Raw genomic sequence first — 19,346 nt, 5'->3', positions numbered from 1 at the left:
TAGGGTCCGCCACGTGAAGATCGCCGTAGCCAAGGAGACCCGGGAGGGCGAGACCAGGGTCGCGATGGTCCCCGAGCTGGTCGGCAAGCTGACCAAGCTGGGCTATGACGTCGCGGTGGAGCCCGGGGCCGGTCTGCACGCGCTGGTCTCCGACCAGGAGTTCACCGACGCCGGGGCGAGCCTCGACGGCGAGGCCATCGCCACTGCCGACGTGGTGCTCTCCGTGCAGCCGCTGGCCCCGGACGCCGTCCGTCGCCTGCGTCGCGGCGCCGCGACCATCTCCTTCCTCCCCGTCAACCAAGAGCTCTCCCTGGTCGCCGACCTGCGCGACGTCGGCGCCACCTCGTTCGCGATGGAGCTCGTGCCGCGCATCTCCCGCGCTCAGTCGATGGACGCGCTGTCCTCGCAGGCGCTGGTCTCCGGCTACCGCTGCGCGATCGTCGCTGCCGGGATGCTGCGCCGCTTCTTCCCGCTCAACATGACTGCTGCCGGAACCGTCCAGCCCGCCGACGTCGTCGTCCTCGGCGCCGGGGTCGCCGGACTCCAGGCGATCGCGACCGCGAAGCGGCTGGGCGCCGTCGTCCGTGCCTACGACGTCCGCGCGGCCGCCGCCGAGGAGATCCGGTCGATGGGCGCCAAGTCGATCGACCTCGACCTGGACACCCTCGAGGGCACCGGCGGCTACGCCCGGGAGATGACGGAGGACCGCGCGGCCCGCCAGATGGAGCTGCTGACGCCGTACGTCGCCGAGGCGGACGCCCTGATCACCACCGCCGCGGTCCCGGGTCGCAGGGCTCCGCTGCTGGTGACCAGCGCGATGGTCGAGCAGATGAAGCCGGGATCGGTGGTCGTCGACCTCGCGGCCGAGACCGGGGGCAACGTCGAGGGAGCAGTCGCCGGCGAGGTCGTCCGGATCGGCAACGCCCAGGTGTGGGGCGGCAAGAACGTGCCCTCCCAGATGCCCGGCCCCGCCTCCAAGCTCTACGCGCAGAACCTGGTCAACATCCTGACCCTGATGACCACCACCGGCGAGGACGGCGTGGGGTCGTTCACCCCGGACTTCGAGGACGAGATCGTCGCCGGCGCGTGCGTCACCCACGACGGTGAGGTCCGGCACGAGGCCACCCGCGAGGCCCTACAAGGAGGCCCGGCATGACAGAAGGCGTCGTCTGGCTGACGATCTTCATCCTCAGCGTCTTCGTCGGCATCGAGGTCATCTCCAAGGTGTCCTCGACCCTGCACACCCCGCTGATGTCCGGGGCCAACGCCATCCACGGCGTGATCCTGCTCGGGGCCATCCTGGTGACCGGCAGCACCGACAACAACGTCGCGCTGGTCGTCGGGCTCGTCGCCATCGTGCTGGCCGCGGTCAACATGGTCGGCGGCTTCGTGGTGACCGACCGGATGCTGCAGATGTTCGTGCGCAAGAAGCCTGCCAAGGTCGAGGCCGGGAAGGGCGACGCATGATCCCCACCTGGGCCCAGCTGCTCTACCTCGCCGGCGCGGTCGCCTTCATCCTCGCCCTCAAGGGGCTCTCGGGGCCGAAGACCGCCCGGGCCGGCAACCTCATCGGTGCCGGTGCCGCGGTCCTCGCCTGCGCGATCCCGTTCTTCTACGTCGACGACATGCAGCACGTCCCGCTGATCCTGGCGGCGATCGCCGTCGGCTCCGCCGGCGGCTTCTACGGCGCCCGGGTCGTGCAGATGACCCAGATGCCACAGATGGTGGCGCTGTTCAACGGGGTCGGCGGCGGCGCCGCTGCGCTGGTCGCGCTCGTCGAGCTGCACGAGATCGTGGAGCTCGACCACCTCGGCCTGGATGTCGAGACCTTCGTGCTCGTCGCGACCGCGTTCACGGTCCTGGTCGGGTCGGTCTCCTTCGCGGGCTCGATCGTCACCTTCGCCAAGCTCCAGGACCTGATGACCTCGCGGCCGGTGGTCTTCCCCGGCCTCCCGGTCGTCTTCGGCGCCAGCCTCATCGGCGCGGTCGTGCTGAGCGTCCTGCTGGTGCGCGAGCCGTCCATGACCATCGGCATCGTCCTGGGGCTGGTCGGGCTGCTGGTCGGCGTGCTCCTGGTGCTGCCCGTGGGCGGCGCCGACGTCCCCATCGTCATCTCGCTGCTCAACGCGTTCACCGGCCTGACCGTCGCCGCCGGCGGCTACGTCCTGAGCAACACACTGCTGCTCGTCGCCGGCACGCTCGTCGGCGCGGCCGGCACGTTCCTCACGCTCCTGATGGCAGGCGCGATGGGCCGCTCGGTGGCAAACATCCTGTTCGGTGCACTCAAGGGTGGCTCGACCCTCGGTGCGGGCGAGGCCTCGGACCGGCCGGTCCGCTCCGCGGGTCCCGAGGACGTGGCGATCCTGCTCGGCTACGCCGACAAGGTGATCATCGTGCCGGGCTACGGCCTCGCCGTGGCCCAGGCCCAGCACACCCTGCGCGAGCTCGTCGACGTGCTGGCGGCGCGCGGCACCGAGGTCGACTACGCGATCCACCCGGTCGCGGGCCGGATGCCCGGCCACATGAACGTGCTCCTCGCGGAGGCCCAGGTCCCCTACGAGCAGCTCATCGAGATGGACGACATCAACGGTGAGTTCAAGAACACCGACGTCGTCCTGGTCGTCGGCGCCAACGACGTGGTCAACCCGGCGGCGCGAAACACGCCCAGCGCCCCGATCTACGGAATGCCGATCCTCAACGCCGACGAGGCGAAGCAGGTCGTCTTCCTCAAGCGGTCGATGCGGCCCGGCTTCGCGGGTATCGAGAACGAGCTCCTCTTCGACCCGACGACGACGCTGCTCTTCGGCGACGCCAAGGACACGCTCGGCAAGGTGCTGAGCGCCGTCAAGGCCCTCTGATCCGGCTTCTTCCGTCCAGACGTTTACACCGCCGGGGATCGCGGTACACCCTGGATCAGGGAGGGACTACCCCCCGAAGGTGGTCCGATGCTGAGCCACGACGCACCGAAGAACGAGGCACCGAAGACCGAGGCACCGAAGAACCTGGTCGAGGAGTCCTACGAGGCCCTCAAGGACCCGGAGCGCGGCTACGAGAGGCGCGACGCGGTCTGCGGCGCCATCGGGCTGCTGGTACTCCTGCTGATGCTCCTGATCGCCACCGGCACGGTGCCGCTCTACGACTGGCCGGCCCGGGCATAGGAACCTGCTAGCCGACGACGCCGTACAAGCGGTCCCCCGCGTCGCCGAGGCCGGGGACGATGTAGCCCTTGTCGTTGAGCCGCTCGTCCATCGCCGCCGTCACCACCGTGACCGGGGTGTCGAGCCCGGCGAGCTCCCTCTCGAGCCGCGCGCACCCTTCGGGAGAGGCCAGCAGACACACCGCGGTGATGTGGTCCGCGCCGCGCCTGGTCAGGAAGTGGATGGCCGCGGCGAGGGTGCCGCCGGTGGCGAGCATCGGGTCGAGGACGAAGCACTGGCGCCCCTCGAGGCTCTCGGGCAGCCGCTCGGCGTAGGTCACCGCCTCGAGCGTCTCCTCGTCACGTGCCATCCCGAGGAAGCCGACCTCCGCCGTCGGCAGCAGCCGCATCATCCCGTCGAGCATCCCGAGCCCGGCCCGCAGGATCGGCACCACGAGGGGCTTGGGTGCCGCGAGCCGCACGCCCGTTGTCGGGGCGACCGGCGTGACGATGTCGACCGGCTCCACGCGCACCTCTCGGGTGGCCTCGTAGGCGAGCAGGGTGACGAGCTCGTCCGCGAGGCTGCGGAACGTCGGGGAGTCGGTGTCCTGGTCACGCAGAGCCGTCAGCTTGTGGGCCACGAGAGGGTGGTCGATGACCTGGGTGCGCATGGCGGAAACCCTAGTGGGCGCTATACCTCTGGCCGCGTGGGCAGGTGTCTGACACTGTTGAGGGGTGACCACCGTGCCCGGCCCCGGAGCAGACGACGGCGTGGACTTCGCCGTCGCCGCTTTCCGCGCCGACGGCGAGTGGCGCGTCGAGGACCTGACCCACGACCACCTCGGTGACATCGCGACCCTCGCCTCCGCTCTGCGGCGCTTCCCCGGTGACGCCGGCGCGCTGGCCATGGTCGCCATCGACGAGGACTTCTTCGTCCTGGTCCGCGTCGAGGGCGCCGACACCCGGGTGCTGCTGTCGGACATCACGGCCGCCGACGAGTGGGAGCTGGCCGGCTCCGCGATCGAGCACCTCGGACTGCCGGCGCCCGACGGCCTGGGCGACGACGACGACGTCGAGCCGGTCCCTGCCGGCCACCTCGACCTGCTCAGCGACCTCGGCATGCCGGCGATGGATCTCGGGGTGCTGCTGGACGACCCCGACCTCTACCCCGACGAGATCCTCTCCGAGGTCGCCGGCCGGCTCGGCTTCGGCGAGCAGTTCGACGACATCGTCGGCTTCGCCTCGGCCTGAGGCGGGCGGGCCGTGCAGGTCGACCCCTGGTTGGCACCCATGCGTGCCGCGCTGGACGAGGCGCGCGCCGCGCTGGCCACCGGCGACGTGCCGGTCGGTGCGGTCGTGACCGACCCCGACGGGCAGGTGATCGGCCGCGGCCGCAACGTCCGCGAGGCCACGGCGGACCCGACGGGCCACGCCGAGATCGTCGCCCTCCGCGAGGCGGCCACCCATCGCGAGGGCTGGCGGCTCGAGGGCTGCACGCTCGTCGTGACGCTGGAACCCTGCACGATGTGCGCCGGGGCCGCGGTCCTCAGCCGGGTGGACCGGGTCGTCTTCGCGTCGTTCGACCCGAAGGCGGGCGCGGTCGGCAGTCTCTGGGACGTGGTCCGGGACCGCCGGCTCAACCACCGGCCCGAGGTGGTGAGCGGCATCCTGGCCCACGAGGCGTCCACCCTTCTGGGTGACTTCTTCGCAGCACAGCGGGAGACAGCAGCGGAATAGGGCACCTAGGCCATACCCGTCCTTGGCGGATCGGGGTAAGAATGCGCCCATGGGAGGGTTTCCGCTGTCGCGCGCGCTGGTCGCGGCCGGCTTCGCTGCGGCGGTGACGGTGGGGCTGTCCGCGCCGTCCTACGCCGACGACACCGTCGTGGTCCGCGGCACCGCCTTCCCCGATGCGTCGACCCAGCTGGCCTATGTGGGCTGCACCGACCTGCTCGCCCCCGACGAGGGGTGGGGTCAGCAGGCGCCCCAGCCCTACATCGGCCGGGGACCGGGTCAGGCGCCGGCCGGCCAGCGCAGCCTCGGCTACGACCTGACCGGCGGCACCGCGATCGGCTCCCAGCACGTCGTGTCCTCGATGGTCGCCACCACCACGGCATCGCTCAGCGTCTTCGCCGAGGAGGGTGCCCAGGGTCTGGCCGTCGCCGGCTACCAGGAACCCGCGGACGCCGGGACGCACCTGATCTGGTTCGGCATCGCGCCGGTCGCTGCCCCCGCCGGCGTCTGGCACACCGTCGACGCGGCACCGCTGGCCTACACCTGGACCAAGTACGACATGTCGACCCGCACTCCGGTGGCAGTGCAGCCGACCGCCGCGGCCCAGACGCTCGCCGAAATGGCTGCGGCGCACGGCGGTGACGGCCCGGGCCTCTACGCGATCACCTTCGGGTGCGACGGCGCGCCGTTCTCGATGGACGCGATGCGCATCGGGTCCCCCGGTCACGTGACGACCTACGACATCGAAGGCCTTGCGACCTCCCTGTCGATGTCGGGGTCGACGACCCACGTCACCGCCGGCCGCGACGTGATCCTGCGCGGCGTCCTGCGCTCGTCGACCGGCACCCCGATCCCGGCGGCGACGGTGATCCTCGAGCGACGCGTGGGCGAGAGCGGACCGTGGGAGGCCGTACGCGTGGTCGCCGCCGACGACGCCGAGGTCGTCGCCCGGCTGTCCCCCACGCAGACCGCGGACTACCGCTGGAGGTTCGTCGACCGCCCGCTGGCCGAGGGCACCGTGTCCCCGACGTTCTCGGTCACGGTGTCCGAGCCCACGCCGGACCCGACACCCGCACCAGAACCCACGCCGGACCCCACCCCGACACCCGCACCGACACCGACACCGACACCGACACCCACACCCACACCCACGCTGCCGCCGCCGCCGTCGCCGTCGGAGACGCCCGCGCAGGAGCCGGTCCCGGCAGACACCCCCTCGGAGGGGGTGTCCCCCGAGGTTGCGACCGGTTCGCCCACCGCGACCGGACAGCCGTCACCGGACGCCTGATCGAGTTCAGCCCCGGAGCACCTGGACGCGTTCGGTCAGCTCAGCCTCGGAGATCCCGTAGGTCTCCCTGATGCTGACCCCGTCGGCGGTGATGTCGAAGGACGCGACGTCGGTGTAGACGCGGTCGACGCAGCCGAGACCGGTCAGCGGGTAGGTGCACTCGGGCACCAGCTTGGGGCTGCCGTCCTTGGCGAACAGCGTCATCATCACGAGCACGCTCCGGGCCCCGATGGCCAGGTCCATCGCACCGCCGACGGCGGGGATGGCATCGGGTGCCCCGGTGTGCCAGTTGGCCAGGTCGCCGCCGGCCGAGACCTGGAAGGCGCCGAGCACGCACACGTCGAGGTGGCCGCCGCGCATCATTGCGAAGGAGTCGGCATGGTGGAAGTAGGAGGCCCCGGGAAGCTCGGTCACGGGCTGCTTGCCGGCGTTGGTCAGGTCCCAGTCCTCCTCGCCCGGGACCGCGCCCGGGCCCATGTGCAGCATCCCGTTCTCGGTGTGCAGCACCACTCCCGACTCCGGCGCCAGGTGGTCGGCCACCAGGGTGGGTAGGCCGATCCCGAGGTTGACGTAGGACCCCGGCGCGATGTCGGCGGCGACCAGCGCGGCCATCTCCTGCTTGCCCAGCGGCTTGCTCAGCGGCGTGCTCATACGGTCACCACCCGGTCCACGAAGATGCCGGGGGTGACCACGGCCTCCGGGTCGATCCCGCCGGCCTCGACGACCTCGGCGACCTGAGCGATCACGGTGGTCGCGGCGGTGGCCATGACAGGACCGAAGTTGCGGGCGGTCTTGCGATAGACCAGGTTGCCGACAACGTCGGCCCGATGGGCACCGACCAGCGCGACGTCACCATGGATCGGATACTCCAGCACGTAGGTGCGGCCGTCGATCACCCGGGTCTCCTTGCCCTCGGCCAGCGGCGTGCCCACCCCGGTGGGGCAGAAGAACGCGCCGATGCCGGCGCCCGCCGCCCGCATCCGCTCGGCCAGGTTGCCCTGCGGCACGAGCTCCAGCTCGACCTTCCCCTCGCGGTAGAGACCGTCGAAGACCCACGAGTCGTGCTGGCGGGGGAACGAGCAGATCATCTTGCGCACCCGGCCCTCGGCGAGCAGGGCCGCCAAGCCGGTGTCGCCGTTGCCGGCGTTGTTGCTGACGACGGTCAGGTCCGACGCCCCCCGGCGGATCAACGCGTCGATCAGCTCGACCGGCATCCCCGCCATCCCGAAGCCGCCGATCAGCACGGTCGAGCCGTCGGCGACGTCGGCGACCGCTGCGTCGGCGTCCTCGAAGAACGTGGTGCCGCTCATGCCGTGCTCGCCGGGTTGTCCAGGACGACAGCCAGCGCCTGGCCGACCCCGATGCAGATCGCGGCGACCCCCCAGCGGTCGCCGGACTCGCGCAGCCGGTGGGCGAGCGTGGCCAGGATGCGTCCGCCGGAGGCGCCGAGCGGGTGTCCGATCGCGATCGCGCCGCCCTTGGCGTTGACGATCTCGGGGTCGATCATCCCTTCCTTCAGCCAGGCCTCGACGCAGGCGAGTGACTGGGCGGCGAAGGCCTCGTTGAGCTCGACGGCACCGACCTCGGCCCAGCTGATGCCAGCCCGGGCGAGCGCCTTGTGCGCCGCCTCGACCGGCGCGAAGCCGAAGTCCTGCGGCGCCAGCGCGTGGGTGCCCCGCCCGGCGATCCTGGCCATCGGCTCGAGGCCTCCGAGCCGCGCCGAGCCGGCGGCCTCCGAGCCGATCAGCAGGGCCGAGGCGCCGTCGTTGAGCGGCGAGGCGTTGCCGGCCGTGATGGTGCCGTCCGGACGGAACGACGGCTTCAGGCCGGCCAGCTTCTCGACCGTGGAGTCCGCCCGGATCCCCTCGTCGCGGGCGAGCTCGTCGAGAGGCGCGACCAGCTCGTCGTAGAAGCCGGCCTCCCACGCCGCGTGGGCCAGGACGTGCGAGCGGACCGCGAACTCGTCCTGCCGTTCACGGGAGATCCCGAACCGGTCGGCGAGCAGCTCGTTGGCCTCACCGAGGGAGACCGTCCACTCGGCCGGCATCCGGTGATTGACCAGCCGCCACCCCAGGGTGGTCGACACGGCGGTGACGTTGCCGGCGGGGAAGGCCCGCGACGGCTTGGGCAGCACCCACGGCGCCCGGGTCATGGACTCGACGCCCCCGGCCAGGACGACCTCCGCGTCCCCGGACTCGACGGTGCGCGAGGCCTGCATCGCCGCGTCGAGGGAGGAGCCGCACAGCCGGTTGACCGTCACCGCGGGAACGGAGACCGGCAGGCCGGCCATCAGCACGGCCATCCGGCCCACGTTGCGGTTGTCCTCGCCGGCCTGGTTGGCACAGCCCCACACCACGTCGCCGATCGACTCGGGGTCGAGCGCCGGCGCCTTGGCCAGGACGGCTGTCACCGCGGTCGCAGCGAGGTCGTCGGGACGTATGTCGGCGAGCGCCCCGCCGAACCTGCCGAACGGCGTACGAGTGGCGGCATAGAGGAAGGCGTCGGTCACCCTGGCAGGGTAGGCCGAGGACGTCGATGTATTCCAAGGCTGAATGTTGATCGATTGATAGCCTGGATGCATGGATCTCGAACGGCTCCGCTCGTTCGTGGTCCTCGCCGAGCAACGCCACTTCGGCCGTGCGGCGCAGCAGCTGAGGATCGCCCAGCCCGCCCTCTCCCGTCAGCTCCAGGTGCTCGAGCGCGAGGCCGGGACCGCGTTGGTGCTGCGCTCGACCCGGAGCTTCGAGCTCACCGAGGCCGGCGAGCTCCTGCTGGGCCGCGCACGCCAGCTGCTGGACGACGTGCGTCGGACCCAGGAGGACCTGCGGCTCGTGGCCCAGGGTCGGATGGGCGTGTCGTCGGTCGGCTTCGTCGGCACCGCGACCTACGATCTCCTCCCCCGGGTCGCCAGGCTGGCCAGGGCGGAACTCCCCGATCTCGACCTGCACGTGCACGGCGAGCTGTTGGCCCCCGATCTGGTCGACGGCCTGCTCGACCGGACCTACGACGTCGCGGTCACCAGACCCGTCGGGCCGGGGCGGGGGATCCTCACCAGCCTCCTGCGCCGGGAGCGGCTGGTGGCCGTCCTGCCCGCCCACCACCGGCTCGCCGATCGGCAGCGCATCGCGCTGCGTGACCTCGCCGGGGAGACCTTCGTGATGCACCCACTGGCACTCGCGTCGAGTCTCACCGAGGCCGTGCTGGCCGCCTGCTCCCGGGAAGGGTTCACACCGCCGGGCATCGTCGAGGTGACGGAGACGTCCACGCTGGTCGTGTCGGTCGCGGCCGGGCTCGGCGTCGCCGTGGTCCCGCAGCCCGTGCGCACCCTGAGGCTCGACGGCGTGAGCTATGTGTCACTGCGCGAGGCGCCGTCGATCGACCTCTGCGTGGCCGTCCGCGAGGACGACGCGCGGCCCTCGACCGGTCGGGTCGCCGACCTCATCGGTCGTTCGATCCACTAGGACCTGTGTCTCGGCAGGCACACCCGGAAGGTGGTGCCGTCGGCCGTGCTCCGACAGGTCACCGACCCGTCGTGCGCGTGGACCAGGGACTTGACGATGGCCAGGCCGAGGCCGGTGCCGCCCTGGCTCCGGTCCCGACCCGGGTCGGCCCGGTAGAAGCGATCGAACACCCGCGGCACCACCTCGGCCGGCATGCCGGGGCCCGCGTCCGCCACGGCGAGCTCGACCACGTCGTGACGCACGTGCACCGACACCACGACGGGCGACGACACAGGCGTGTGGTCGAGTGCGTTCTCGAGCAGGTTGGTGACGACCTGGCGCAGCCGAGCCTCGTCGCCCATCACGACCGGCGGCTGGTCGGCGGGGCTGTGCCTGAGCGTGATGTCGCGCTCCGGCTGGCGGGCCTCGGCGTCGATGACGGCGTCCGTCGCCACGCTCAGCAGGTCGACGGGTCGTCGTTCGAGCGGCCTGGCCTGGTCGAGGCGCGCGAGCAGCAACATGTCGTCGACCAGCACCCCCATCCGCGTCGACTCCGACTCGATCCGACCCACCAGGGTGTCGAGGTCGCGTCCTTCGCGCATGAAGCCGTTGCGCCACAGCTCGGCGTGCCCACGGATGGTCGCGAGCGGCGTACGCAGCTCGTGGCTGGCGTCGGAGATGAACCGGCGCAGGGTGTTCTCGGACTCGGTCCGGGCGCCGAAGGCCCGCTCGATCTGGCCGAGCATGCCGTTCAAGGCACCGGCCAGCCGTCCCACCTCGGTCTTCTCGCGGAACGACGGCACTCGCTCGGACAGGTCTCCCTCAGCGATCCGCTCGGCGGTGTCCTCGATCCGGGTGAGCGGTCGGAGCCCGAGGCCGGCGATCAGCCAGGCGGCGACGCCGGTGAGCGCCAGCACCAGGACGCTGATCAGGGCGGCGATCCGGGTCAGTCTGCTGACCGTGGCGTCCGCGTCCGCGAGCGAGACCGCCAGCACGAGACGCTGGCCGCTGGTCTCCTCGCTGATCACGCGCAGGCGCCACCTGTCCTCGTGGTCGAGCGACGGCACGGTGAGGACGTCCGTCGTCGTCGTCGGCAGCGAGGCCAGGTCCGGCGCGGCGTCCCCCAGGTCAGGCCCCAGCGAGCACGCCACGTCGCCCTGGGCGTCGAGGACCAGGAGGACGAAGTCGCTGCGCAGTCCGCGAGGGTCGCGTGGGTTCTCGCAGAGCTCGTCGGGCGGCGGTCCGGAGGTCGGGGGACCTTCCGCCGATGCGGGGTCGCCCGCTGAGATGGAGGCGACCTGGCCGTCGACCCGGTCGACGAGGTAGGAGCGCAGCAGCAGGATGCCGGTCACGTTGGCGACGGCGAGGCCGATGGAGACGAGCAGGACCATGCCGAGCACGAGGCGGGCGCGGATCGAGATCCCCGTCGAAGGTCGCGACATCATCCCGGCCTGGTCCGCAGCACGTAGCCGACCCCGCGCACGGTGTGGATCAGTGGCGGGTGGGCGGCGTCGACCTTCCGGCGCAGATAGCTGATGTAGGACTCGACGACGCCGGCGTTGCCGTTGAAGTCGTAGTGCCAGACGTGGTCGAGGATCTGCGCCTTGGTCATCACGCGGCCCGCGTTGCGCATCAGGAAGCGGAGCAGGGAGAACTCGGTGGGCGAGAGGTCCACGAGCTCGCCGGCCCGCCAGACCTGGTGCTCGTCCTCGTCCAGGACGAGGTCGGCGTAGGTGAGCCGGTTGGCCGGGCGTTCCTCGGTCGACGGGTGTGTCCGGCGGAGCACGACGCCGACCCTGGTCACGACCTCCTCGAGGGAGAAGGGCTTGGTGACGTAGTCGTCGCCACCGAGGGTCAGCCCGGCGATCCGGTCCTCCAGGGCGTCCCGAGCGGTCACGAACACGGCGGCCATGTCCGGGTTGACCGAGCGGAGGCGGCGCAGCAGGTCGAAGCCGTCGGTGTCGGGGAGCATCACGTCGAGCAGGGCGAGGTCGACGCGGTGCCTGCGCGCCAGCTCCAGGGCCTCTGACCCCTGGCTCGCCCGCAGGACGCGGTAGCCGACGAAGCCGAGGCTCATGGAGAGCATGTCGAGGATCGGCGCCTCGTCCTCCACCACCAGGATCTGCACGTCGGCCGCCGCGGGGTCAGGCGCGATCGTCCCCATGGTCGTCGACCCTGCGGGGCCAACCTGCGAACGTCCTCGGAGAACCCTGGCAGTTCCCTGTGAGCGAACCGTGGACTGCCAGGGAACTGGCAGAGCCGTCCCAGCGCGGTCGTAGGTTGCCCGGCCAGCCTCGGCTCCGTGAGTGCCGACAACCCCGCTCCTGTCCTCCCCGGTTCTCGGTGGCGCGGCCGCTCGGGCCTCGTCGTCAACGCGGTGATCCTGCTCGCGGTGCTGATCGTCGCGGCGCTGACCGTGTGGACGGTGCGCGGCTCCGACGACGAGGGTGGCGCCGGGGACACCCAGACGGCCACCGTCGACACGGGCGACGTGACGGCGACCGTGTCGGCGAACGGCAACGTCGCCTCGGGACGCACGGTCAACGTGGACTTCGAGGGCAACGGCGGCGTCGTCCAGGCGATCTACGTCAAGGCGGGACAGAAGGTCCGCAGGGGGCAGGTCATCGCCCGCGTCGACCAGACCTCGGCCAGGCAGTCGCTGCGGATCGCGCGGGCCCAGCTGTCCTCCGCGGAGGCGTCGTACGCCACGACCGTCGAGGGCCAGACCTCGCAGGAGCGGGCGCGCGACGCCCAGACGGTGCGTCAGGCGGAGCTGCAGGTGCGCACGGCGCGAGAGAATCTCCGGGCTGCCCAGCAGAGTCTGTCGCTCACGCGTCAGCAGCAGAACGCCGCGCTGCGCCGGGCGCGCACCTCCCTCCAGCGGGCCGAGGAAGCCCTCGCACAAGCCAGTGCGGCCCACCAGGCCAACCCGACGGCCGAGACCCAGCAGGCCGTGACCGAGGCCCGGGCCACCGTCTCCGCGGCCCGCACCTCCTTGGTCCAGACCCGGGACACCCGGGCCTCGAGCCTGCTGCAGGCGCGCCAGCAGGTCTCGTCGCAACAGCAGCAGCTGTCCTCGGCGCAGGCCAGTCTGGCCTCCACCAAGGCCGGCGTGGCGGTCAACCAGCAGGCGCCCCGGTCCGGCACCGTCGCCGCGGCCCAGGCGCAGATCGAGAACGCGCGGGTCGGCGTCGACCAGGCGCTGACCACCCTCGAGCAGACCACGCTCCGGGCCCCGGTCGCCGGGACGGTCGCCCAGGTCAACGGCTCCGTCGGCCAGCCCTCGACGTCGACCGGCTCGAGCACGTCCACCACGACCGACTCGTCGTCCACGACGTCCAGCACGGGTTTCGTGACCCTGACCAACGTCAAGCTCCTCCAGGTCACGGCGGACGTCGCCGAGGCCGACATCGCCGACGTCGCGGTCGGCCAGCCGGCGACGATCACCCTGTCCGCGAGCGGCGAGACGTTGCAGGGGTCGGTGACCGCGGTGGACGCGGTCGAGACGGTGACCAACAACGTCGTCGAGTACGGGGTGACGGTCACGCTCGAGAACGCCAAGGGCGTCAAGCTCGGGCAGAGCACGCAAGTGGTCGTGACCACCGGCTCGACGCAGGGGGTCCTGCGGGTGTCGAGCAGCGCACTGACGACGATCGGCGGGCGCACCACGGCCACCGTGCAGCACGACGACGGCACCACCAGCACGGTGACCGTGGTGACCGGACTGGAGGGGGACGGCTTCACGGAGATCCTGGACGGTCTCGCCGAAGGTGACGTGGTCGTCCTGCCCCAGCAGGCCGACTCCTCAGGTGGCTTCACCTTCCCCGGCGGCGGCGGGCTCGGGGGGCTCGGATGACCGAGGCCCGCCGTCGCCGGCACACCGTGGAACTGAGCGGCCTGCACAAGATCTACGGCCACGGCGATGTCGAGGTACGCGCTCTGGACGGCGTGGACCTGCAGATCGAGCACGGCGACTACGTCGCGGTCATGGGACCGTCGGGCTCCGGCAAGTCGACGCTGATGAACATCATCGGCTGCCTCGACGTGGGCACCTCGGGCCGCTACCTGCTCGACGGCATCGACGTCCGCCGACTCGACGAGTCTCGGCTGTCGCTGGTCCGCAACCGCAAGATCGGCTTTGTCTTCCAGAGCTTCAACCTGGTCGCCCGCACCTCGGCCCAGCGCAACGTCGAGCTCCCGCTCGCCTACGCCGGTGTCCGTGCGGCCGAGCGGGCCCGACGCGCCGCGGCTGCGCTCGCCCGGGTGGGGCTGTCCGACCGCGCCCACCACGTGCCCGCGGAGCTGTCCGGGGGCCAGCAGCAGCGGGTCGCGGTCGCGCGGGCGATCGTCACCGAGCCCGTGCTGCTGCTCGCCGACGAGCCGACGGGCGCGCTCGACAGCCACAGCACCGCCGACGTCCTGGGTCTCTTCGACGAGCTCGCCGTCGGAGGCCGCACCGTGGTCGTCATCACCCACGAGGACGAGGTCGCCGCGCATGCCAAGCGGGTGATCCAGATGTCGGACGGGCGGATCGTCGCCGACGTGCGCCAGGCCGAGGTGCACGAGCCACCCCCGCGGTGGAGACCGGCCGAGGTGCCGGTCGCATGAACGTCCAGGAGAGCGCACGCTTCGCCTGGCAGGGCGTCACCGCCAACAAGACCCGCTCGGCGCTGACCACGCTGGGCATCCTCATCGGGGTCGCGGCAGTGATCGTCCTGGTCGCGGTCGGGACTGGCTCGAGCCGAGCCGTGCAGGAGTCCATCAGCTCGCTCGGCAGCAACACGCTGACGGTCACGGCCAGCGCCGGCGGTGGCGGCGGTCCGGGTGGCGGTCCCGGTGGCGGCTTCGCCGGGCCGCCGGGCGGTGGTGGGTTCCCGGGTCTCGGCGGAGCCGAGACCACGACCAGCGAGACCGCCACGTCCACCCGGGCAGCCGAGATCACGATGGAGGACGCCGAGGCGATCGCCACCAGTGAGGACACCACCCATGTGCTCGGCGTGGCACCAGTGGTCAGCGCACAGTCGGTCACCGCGACGTACGAGGGCGCCTCTCACGACGTCAGCACGTTCACCGGAACCACCGCGAGCTATCTGCTGATCGACAACTCCGAGGTGCAGTACGGCCACACCTTCACCGACGACGACTACACCTCACACCGGCGGGTCGCCCTGCTGGGCCGCACGGTGGCCGAGGAGCTCGTCGGTGACGACGTCAGCGAGGCGATCGGAAAGCTCGTCTCGTTCAACGGGTTCCAGTTCGAGGTCGTCGGCGTGCTCGCCGAGAAGGGCAGCACAGGTCCGCAGGACCAGGACGACCGGGTCATCGCCCCGGCCACGTCCGTGCGCGACACGCTGTCGGGGTACGGCCCCCTCGACTCGATCTCGGTCAAGGCCAGCTCCGCCGACGCGGTCGAGGACGCCCAGGCCGAGGTGGAGGCCGTCCTCGACGCCCGCCACGACGTCACGTCGTCCAGCCGCGACTACAGCGTCAGCAGCGCGTCGTCGATCCTCGAGGCGGCGACGTCGTCCAACGAGACGTTCACGGTGCTCCTCGGTGCGGTGGCGGCGATCTCCCTGCTCGTCGGCGGCATCGGCGTCATGAACATCATGCTCGTCACCGTCACCGAGCGCACCCGCGAGATCGGCATCCGCAAGGCCATCGGAGCGAGCAAGGGCGACATCATCGGCCAGTTCCTCGCCGAGGCCGTCCTGCTCTCGTTGTTCGGCGGTCTCGTCGGCGTCGCCGCCGGCCTGGTCGGGTCGCAGTTCACGATCCTCGGCGTCGACCCCGTGGTCGCTCCCTACTCGGTCGTCCTCGCCTTCGGAGTCGCCATCCTCATCGGCCTCTTCTTCGGCCTCTACCCCGCCAACCGGGCCGCCTCGCTGCGCCCAATCGAAGCCCTGCGTTACGAGTGAGGACCCACATGACCCGCAACCCCAGCGACGAGTCCATCCTCGAGGAGGAGTGGCTGGCCGCCCCACGACGGCGCTCGCGACTGCGAACGGTCCTCGCCGGCCTGCTCGCCGCCTCGGTCTGCTTCCTCGGCGGGACCCTGGTGCAGAAGCACTTCGGCACCGACTCGTCTGCGGCCGCGGCCGGACCTGCAGGGCTGCCCGAGGGGCTGCCCGAGGGCTTCCCCGGAGCCGGTGGCCAGCTGCCCGGCGGGGGCGGCGTACCCACGAGCGCGGACGGTCCAGCGGACGCCACAGCGGAGGGCGCGGCGGACGACGCGGGCGCCGTCGTCGGCACCGTCGTGGGCATCGACGGCGAGGTGTGGATCGTCGAGGACCTCGGCGGAGAGCGTCACGAGGTGCTGGTCACCGACGACTCCGACGTGGTGCGCGAGACCCCCCTCACCCGCGACCAGGTCGCCGTGGGCGACCGCGTCGACATCTCCGGCACGAGGAGCGACGGCCAGCTGACGGCCGAGGACGTGACCTTGCGCTGACCACCACGACGCCCCACCCACCAGCACCACCGAGAGGAACGACATGACCATGCTGCAGCCCATCGCCGTCGCCACCGCGCTCGGCGTCCTCGCCCTCGTCGGCTGTGGCTCCGACGAGCCCGATGCCGCCGACGACACCGGCACGACCCAGACCGACCGGCCGAGCGGGGCTCCGAGCGGCGCCCCCGGCCTCGGCAACGTGGACCTCGAGGCGATCCAGGAATGCCTGGCCGCGGCCGGGCTGGACGACGCACTGCCGACCGACCTGCCCACCGACATGCCCACCGACTTCCCCACCGACGGCACCCCGCCGGAGGGCTTCCCGTCCGGCGGACCCGGCGGCGGTCTGGGGGCCCTCCAGGACCCGGAGGTGCAAGCGGCCCTCGAGGCGTGTGGGATCGACCTCCCCCAGGCTCCCGGCGCAGGTCAGTCCTAGCAGGCTGGGGAGGGCAGGGTCATGACCGCCGCTCGTCGCGGCATCGCGTGGGGGGAGGTCGGCTCCCCGCCCAGGCTGCTGGTGGTCGAGGACGACCGGAGCATCGCCGAGCTCATCGCCTTCTGGTTCCGGTCGAGCGGCTGGGACGTCGCCGTCGCGCACTCGGGCCCCGAGGGCGTGGCCCAAGGGGTGGCGTTCCATCCGGACGCGGTGGTCCTGGACGGCATGCTCCCCGGCTACGGCGGGCTGGAGGTCATGCGTCGTCTCCGGGTGACCAGCCCGAGGCTGCCGATGGTGCTCAGCACCGCCATGGACTCCGACGAGGACCGGCGCGCGGCCCTCGACGCCGGGGCGGACGCCTACCTGGTCAAGCCCTGGTCGCTGCAGACCCTCCAGGAGACCGTGGAGTCGCTGGCCGGGCGGCCCCGATGAGGGTCCGACGCGCCGTCGCCGGTCTCTAGTCCTCGAAGACCTGCTGGGCGATCCGGAACGCCGTGTTGGCGTCCGGGACCCCGCAGTAGACCGCGGTCTGCAGCAGGATCTCCTTGATCTCGTCGTGGGTGAGCCCGTTGCGCACCGCCGCCCGCAGGTGCATGGCGAGCTCCTCGTGGTGGCCCCGGGCGATGAGGGCGGTGAGCGTGATGATCGAGCGGCTGCGCCGGTCCAGGCCCGGCCGCGTCCAGATGCCGCCCCAGGCGTAGTCGGTGATGAGCTCCTGGAAATCGCGGGTGAACTCGGTGGTGCCGGCGATGGCCCGGTCCACGTGCTCGTCGCCGAGCACCTCCCGCCGGACCTTCATCCCTGGTGAGATCTCCTCGGCGGCGTCCGGGTCGTCCGACCCGAGGACGTGCCGCCGAATCAGCGCTGCGACGTCCTCGGGCCGCTCCGCGGGCGCCAAGTGCGAGGTGTCAGCCAGCTCGACCAGCGCGCCGCGGCGTACGCCGGTGGCGATGGCCTCGAGGTGCGCCACGGTCGTGACCGGGTCGTCGGCGCCGGCCACGGCCAGGAGCGGGACGTCGATCTCGCCGAGCCGGTCCCGCACGTCGAAGCCGGCCAGCGCCTCGCAGACCCGGACGTAGCCCAGGTCGTCGGCGTCCTGGAGCGCGTGCAGCAGGCCCGACACCGTCCCCGGGTCTCGGTCGGCGAAGCCCGGCGCGAACCACCGGCCCGCGGCCGAGCCGACCAGGGCCGAAGTGCCGGAGGCCTGGACCTGGCCGATCCGGTCGGCCCACACCGACTCGTCGCCGATCCTGGCGCCCGTGCAGAGCAGCACGGCCGACCCCACCCGCTGCGGGGCGTCGAGCAGCAGCTGGAGGCCCACGCAGCCACCGACCGAGACACCGGCGTAGGCGAACGGGGCGCCGGGCCGGTGGTCGGGCCCGCCGCGCTGGGCCTGCACCTCGTCGACCACGGTCAGCACGCCGGCGGCGAGGTCGGCCATGGTGATCGGCTCGTCGGGCACCGACCGGTTGTGGCCGTGCCCGGGAAGGTCCCAGGCGAGCACGTCGAAGTGGTCGGTGAGGCCCGCGGCGGCCTCGGTCCACAGCGTCGTCGCCGAGGTGCCCAGCGACGGCCCGAGCACCAGCAGCGGCAGCTCGGCCCGGTGCGCCGCGCCGGTCATCCGGACCGCGGTGATGGCAGGGGTCACGGGATGGTCTCCACGGGGGTCTCGGTGAGCGTGACCTTGGCCCGCTCGAGGACCGAGTCGACGAGCTCGGTCGCGATGCCGAGGTAGGCGAACGACGGCACCTTGCCCGCGAGCTCGGCCATCGACCACTGCTCGGCACCGACCGACTCGCGGGCCGCGTGCAGGGTCGTGGCCATCCGGCCCTGGTCGACCTCGAGGTCGGCGACCAGGTCGAAGGCGTGGGAGCCCGCGACCAGGGTGCGGCGCACGAGCTCGCGCAGCGTCGCCCACTCGGCGTGCCACGCGCCGTCGGCGCGCTCGTCGTTGTGCTGGGCGGCGGCCAGATGGAGGGTCGCGCCCAGCATCGGCGTGGTCATCGCGGCCCTGCGGACCAGGACCGACAGAACCGGGTTGTGCTTCTGCGGCATCGTCGACGAGCCGCCGCCGGTCCCCTCGCTGAGCTCGGCGATCTCGGGACGGCTCAGGGTCAGCACGTCCTCGGCGATCCGGCCCCACGCGTCCGTGCAGCGGACCAGCGCATCACCGAGTCGGGTGACGGGGGTGCGCCTGGTGTGCCACGGCGCGGACGGGGCGAGGTCGAGCCGCTGGGCGACCTGCAGGACGAGGTCCTGGGGACTGCCGCCGAGCTCCACGACCGCGGCGTGCGTGCCGGCCGCCCCGCCGATCTGCACGGGGAACACCAGGCGCTCGAGGTCGTCGTAGGCGTCGAGGACGCCGGCCAGCCACTGCGCGGCCTTGAGCCCGAAGGTCGTCGGCACGGCGTGCTGGGTGAGCGTGCGGGCCACCATGGGCGTGCCCCGGTGGGTGGTGGCCAGGACCGCGAGCCGCTCCGCCTGTCCGCGGATGTCGACCTTGAGCTGGGCGACCGCGTCCTGCGCCATCAGCATGAGTGCGGTGTCGACGACGTCCTGGCTGGTCAGGCCCCGGTGCAGCCAGGCCGCTGCCGTGGGCCGCTCGTCCTCCAACGTGCTGCGCAGCAGTCCGACCAGCGCCCCCGCCGGGTTGCCACCCGCCTCGGTCTCCTCGGTCAGCCACTCCTCGTGGTAGTCCTCGATCAGGCCCGAGAGATCGGCGCGCGCATCCCCGGGAGCGATGCCTGCCTCGACGAGCACGTCGAGCCAGACCATCTCCACCGCGAGCATCGCCTCCCGGAAGGTCTGGTCGCTGAAGTGCTCGTCGGCGCGATGGTCGCCCGGCCAGAAGGAGTAGCCCACAG

The 19,346-nt window shown here is 72.0% G+C and carries 22 protein-coding genes; 14 read left to right on the top strand and 8 right to left on the bottom strand.

Features of this window, described 5'->3' with window-relative positions:
* The first annotated feature begins 13 nt into the window (after positions 1-13).
* The 4 genes from ACYVC6_RS04005 (at position 14) to ACYVC6_RS03990 (ending at position 3,158) form a co-directional block, all read left to right on the top strand.
* On the top strand, positions 14-1,156 hold the full coding sequence (locus tag ACYVC6_RS04005; protein WP_460711201.1) for a Re/Si-specific NAD(P)(+) transhydrogenase subunit alpha: 1,143 nt from the start codon (positions 14-16) through the stop codon (positions 1,154-1,156).
* Positions 1,153-1,467, top strand: coding sequence for an NAD(P) transhydrogenase subunit alpha part 2 (locus tag ACYVC6_RS04000; RefSeq protein WP_460711199.1), 315 nt, complete (start codon positions 1,153-1,155; stop codon positions 1,465-1,467). The genes ACYVC6_RS04005 and ACYVC6_RS04000 overlap by 4 nt, the downstream gene beginning before the upstream one ends.
* Positions 1,464-2,858, top strand: coding sequence for an NAD(P)(+) transhydrogenase (Re/Si-specific) subunit beta (locus ACYVC6_RS03995; RefSeq protein ID WP_460711197.1), 1,395 nt, complete (start codon positions 1,464-1,466; stop codon positions 2,856-2,858). Before ACYVC6_RS04000 ends, ACYVC6_RS03995 begins: the two co-directional genes overlap by 4 nt.
* Positions 2,859-2,945: 87 nt before the next feature.
* A complete protein-coding gene (locus tag ACYVC6_RS03990; protein WP_460711195.1) occupies positions 2,946-3,158 on the top strand; it encodes a hypothetical protein in 213 nt (70 codons plus the stop codon).
* 7 nt (positions 3,159-3,165) lie between these two features.
* Here the strand turns inward: ACYVC6_RS03990 and upp are convergent, their stop codons facing one another.
* Positions 3,166-3,807, bottom strand: coding sequence for a uracil phosphoribosyltransferase (gene upp / locus ACYVC6_RS03985; protein ID WP_460711193.1), 642 nt, complete (start codon positions 3,805-3,807; stop codon positions 3,166-3,168).
* 64 nt (positions 3,808-3,871) lie between these two features.
* On the opposite strand from upp, the gene ACYVC6_RS03980 reads away from it, so the two are divergent.
* Genes ACYVC6_RS03980 through ACYVC6_RS03970 form a run of 3 tightly spaced genes read left to right on the top strand, consistent with a single transcriptional unit; the run spans position 3,872 to position 6,158 of the window.
* The gene (locus tag ACYVC6_RS03980; protein ID WP_460711191.1) at positions 3,872-4,387 is read left to right on the top strand and encodes a tRNA adenosine deaminase-associated protein; all 516 of its coding nucleotides are present in this window, start codon (positions 3,872-3,874) and stop codon (positions 4,385-4,387) included.
* Between the two features lie 39 nt (positions 4,388-4,426).
* Positions 4,427-4,873 carry a nucleoside deaminase gene (locus tag ACYVC6_RS03975; protein WP_460711189.1) on the top strand — a complete coding sequence of 149 codons (447 nt, stop codon included), beginning with the start codon at positions 4,427-4,429 and terminating at the stop codon, positions 4,871-4,873.
* A gap of 49 nt (positions 4,874-4,922) precedes the next feature.
* Positions 4,923-6,158, top strand: a complete 1,236-nt coding sequence (locus tag ACYVC6_RS03970) for a hypothetical protein (protein WP_460711187.1) — start codon at positions 4,923-4,925, stop codon at positions 6,156-6,158.
* 6 nt (positions 6,159-6,164) lie between these two features.
* Here ACYVC6_RS03970 and ACYVC6_RS03965 read toward each other — a convergent pair whose 3' ends face one another.
* From ACYVC6_RS03965 to ACYVC6_RS03955, 3 genes are read right to left on the bottom strand one after another with little or no spacing between them, the layout of a single operon-like run.
* Positions 6,165-6,809: a 3-oxoacid CoA-transferase subunit B gene (locus ACYVC6_RS03965; protein WP_460711185.1), complete on the bottom strand. Its 645-nt coding sequence runs from the start codon at positions 6,807-6,809 to the stop codon at positions 6,165-6,167.
* Positions 6,806-7,468, bottom strand: a complete 663-nt coding sequence (locus ACYVC6_RS03960) for a 3-oxoacid CoA-transferase subunit A (RefSeq protein ID WP_460711183.1) — start codon at positions 7,466-7,468, stop codon at positions 6,806-6,808. The genes ACYVC6_RS03965 and ACYVC6_RS03960 overlap by 4 nt, the downstream gene beginning before the upstream one ends.
* Positions 7,465-8,667, bottom strand: a complete 1,203-nt coding sequence (locus ACYVC6_RS03955; RefSeq protein ID WP_460711181.1) for a thiolase family protein — start codon at positions 8,665-8,667, stop codon at positions 7,465-7,467. Before ACYVC6_RS03955 ends, ACYVC6_RS03960 begins: the two co-directional genes overlap by 4 nt.
* A gap of 70 nt (positions 8,668-8,737) precedes the next feature.
* On the opposite strand from ACYVC6_RS03955, the gene ACYVC6_RS03950 reads away from it, so the two are divergent.
* Positions 8,738-9,619: a LysR family transcriptional regulator gene (locus ACYVC6_RS03950; RefSeq protein WP_460711179.1), complete on the top strand. Its 882-nt coding sequence runs from the start codon at positions 8,738-8,740 to the stop codon at positions 9,617-9,619.
* Here ACYVC6_RS03950 and ACYVC6_RS03945 read toward each other — a convergent pair.
* Complete coding sequence (locus tag ACYVC6_RS03945) at positions 9,616-11,040, bottom strand: sensor histidine kinase (RefSeq protein WP_460711177.1); 1,425 nt, start codon at positions 11,038-11,040, stop codon at positions 9,616-9,618. The genes ACYVC6_RS03950 and ACYVC6_RS03945 overlap by 4 nt on opposite strands.
* Positions 11,040-11,762, bottom strand: a complete 723-nt coding sequence (locus tag ACYVC6_RS03940) for a response regulator transcription factor (protein WP_460711175.1) — start codon at positions 11,760-11,762, stop codon at positions 11,040-11,042. Before ACYVC6_RS03940 ends, ACYVC6_RS03945 begins: the two co-directional genes overlap by 1 nt.
* Positions 11,763-11,900: 138 nt before the next feature.
* Here ACYVC6_RS03940 and ACYVC6_RS03935 point away from each other — a divergent pair, with 138 nt between their 5' ends.
* From ACYVC6_RS03935 to ACYVC6_RS03910, 6 genes are read left to right on the top strand one after another with little or no spacing between them, the layout of a single operon-like run.
* Complete coding sequence (locus tag ACYVC6_RS03935) at positions 11,901-13,454, top strand: efflux RND transporter periplasmic adaptor subunit (protein WP_460711173.1); 1,554 nt, start codon at positions 11,901-11,903, stop codon at positions 13,452-13,454.
* A complete protein-coding gene (locus ACYVC6_RS03930) occupies positions 13,451-14,206 on the top strand; it encodes an ABC transporter ATP-binding protein (RefSeq protein ID WP_460711171.1) in 756 nt (251 codons plus the stop codon). Before ACYVC6_RS03935 ends, ACYVC6_RS03930 begins: the two co-directional genes overlap by 4 nt.
* Positions 14,203-15,513: an ABC transporter permease gene (locus tag ACYVC6_RS03925; RefSeq protein ID WP_460711169.1), complete on the top strand. Its 1,311-nt coding sequence runs from the start codon at positions 14,203-14,205 to the stop codon at positions 15,511-15,513. The genes ACYVC6_RS03930 and ACYVC6_RS03925 overlap by 4 nt, the downstream gene beginning before the upstream one ends.
* 8 nt (positions 15,514-15,521) lie before the next feature.
* Positions 15,522-16,046, top strand: coding sequence for a hypothetical protein (locus ACYVC6_RS03920; RefSeq protein WP_460711167.1), 525 nt, complete (start codon positions 15,522-15,524; stop codon positions 16,044-16,046).
* A gap of 43 nt (positions 16,047-16,089) precedes the next feature.
* Positions 16,090-16,482 carry a hypothetical protein gene (locus ACYVC6_RS03915; RefSeq protein WP_460711165.1) on the top strand — a complete coding sequence of 131 codons (393 nt, stop codon included), beginning with the start codon at positions 16,090-16,092 and terminating at the stop codon, positions 16,480-16,482.
* A 21-nt stretch (positions 16,483-16,503) separates the two neighbouring features.
* Complete coding sequence (locus ACYVC6_RS03910) at positions 16,504-16,914, top strand: response regulator transcription factor (RefSeq protein WP_460711163.1); 411 nt, start codon at positions 16,504-16,506, stop codon at positions 16,912-16,914.
* Between the two features lie 25 nt (positions 16,915-16,939).
* Here the strand turns inward: ACYVC6_RS03910 and pcaDC are convergent, their stop codons facing one another.
* Entirely contained in the window at positions 16,940-18,130 is a 1,191-nt protein-coding gene (pcaDC, locus tag ACYVC6_RS03905; RefSeq protein ID WP_460711160.1) for a bifunctional 3-oxoadipate enol-lactonase/4-carboxymuconolactone decarboxylase PcaDC, read from the bottom strand.
* On the bottom strand, positions 18,127-19,344 hold the full coding sequence (locus tag ACYVC6_RS03900) for a lyase family protein (RefSeq protein ID WP_460711158.1): 1,218 nt from the start codon (positions 19,342-19,344) through the stop codon (positions 18,127-18,129). The genes pcaDC and ACYVC6_RS03900 overlap by 4 nt, the downstream gene beginning before the upstream one ends.
* Positions 19,345-19,346: the final 2 nt, after the last annotated feature.

It is taken from the genome of Nocardioides dilutus (assembly GCF_054779555.1).
This window is presented reverse-complemented; position numbering and strand designations above follow the sequence as displayed.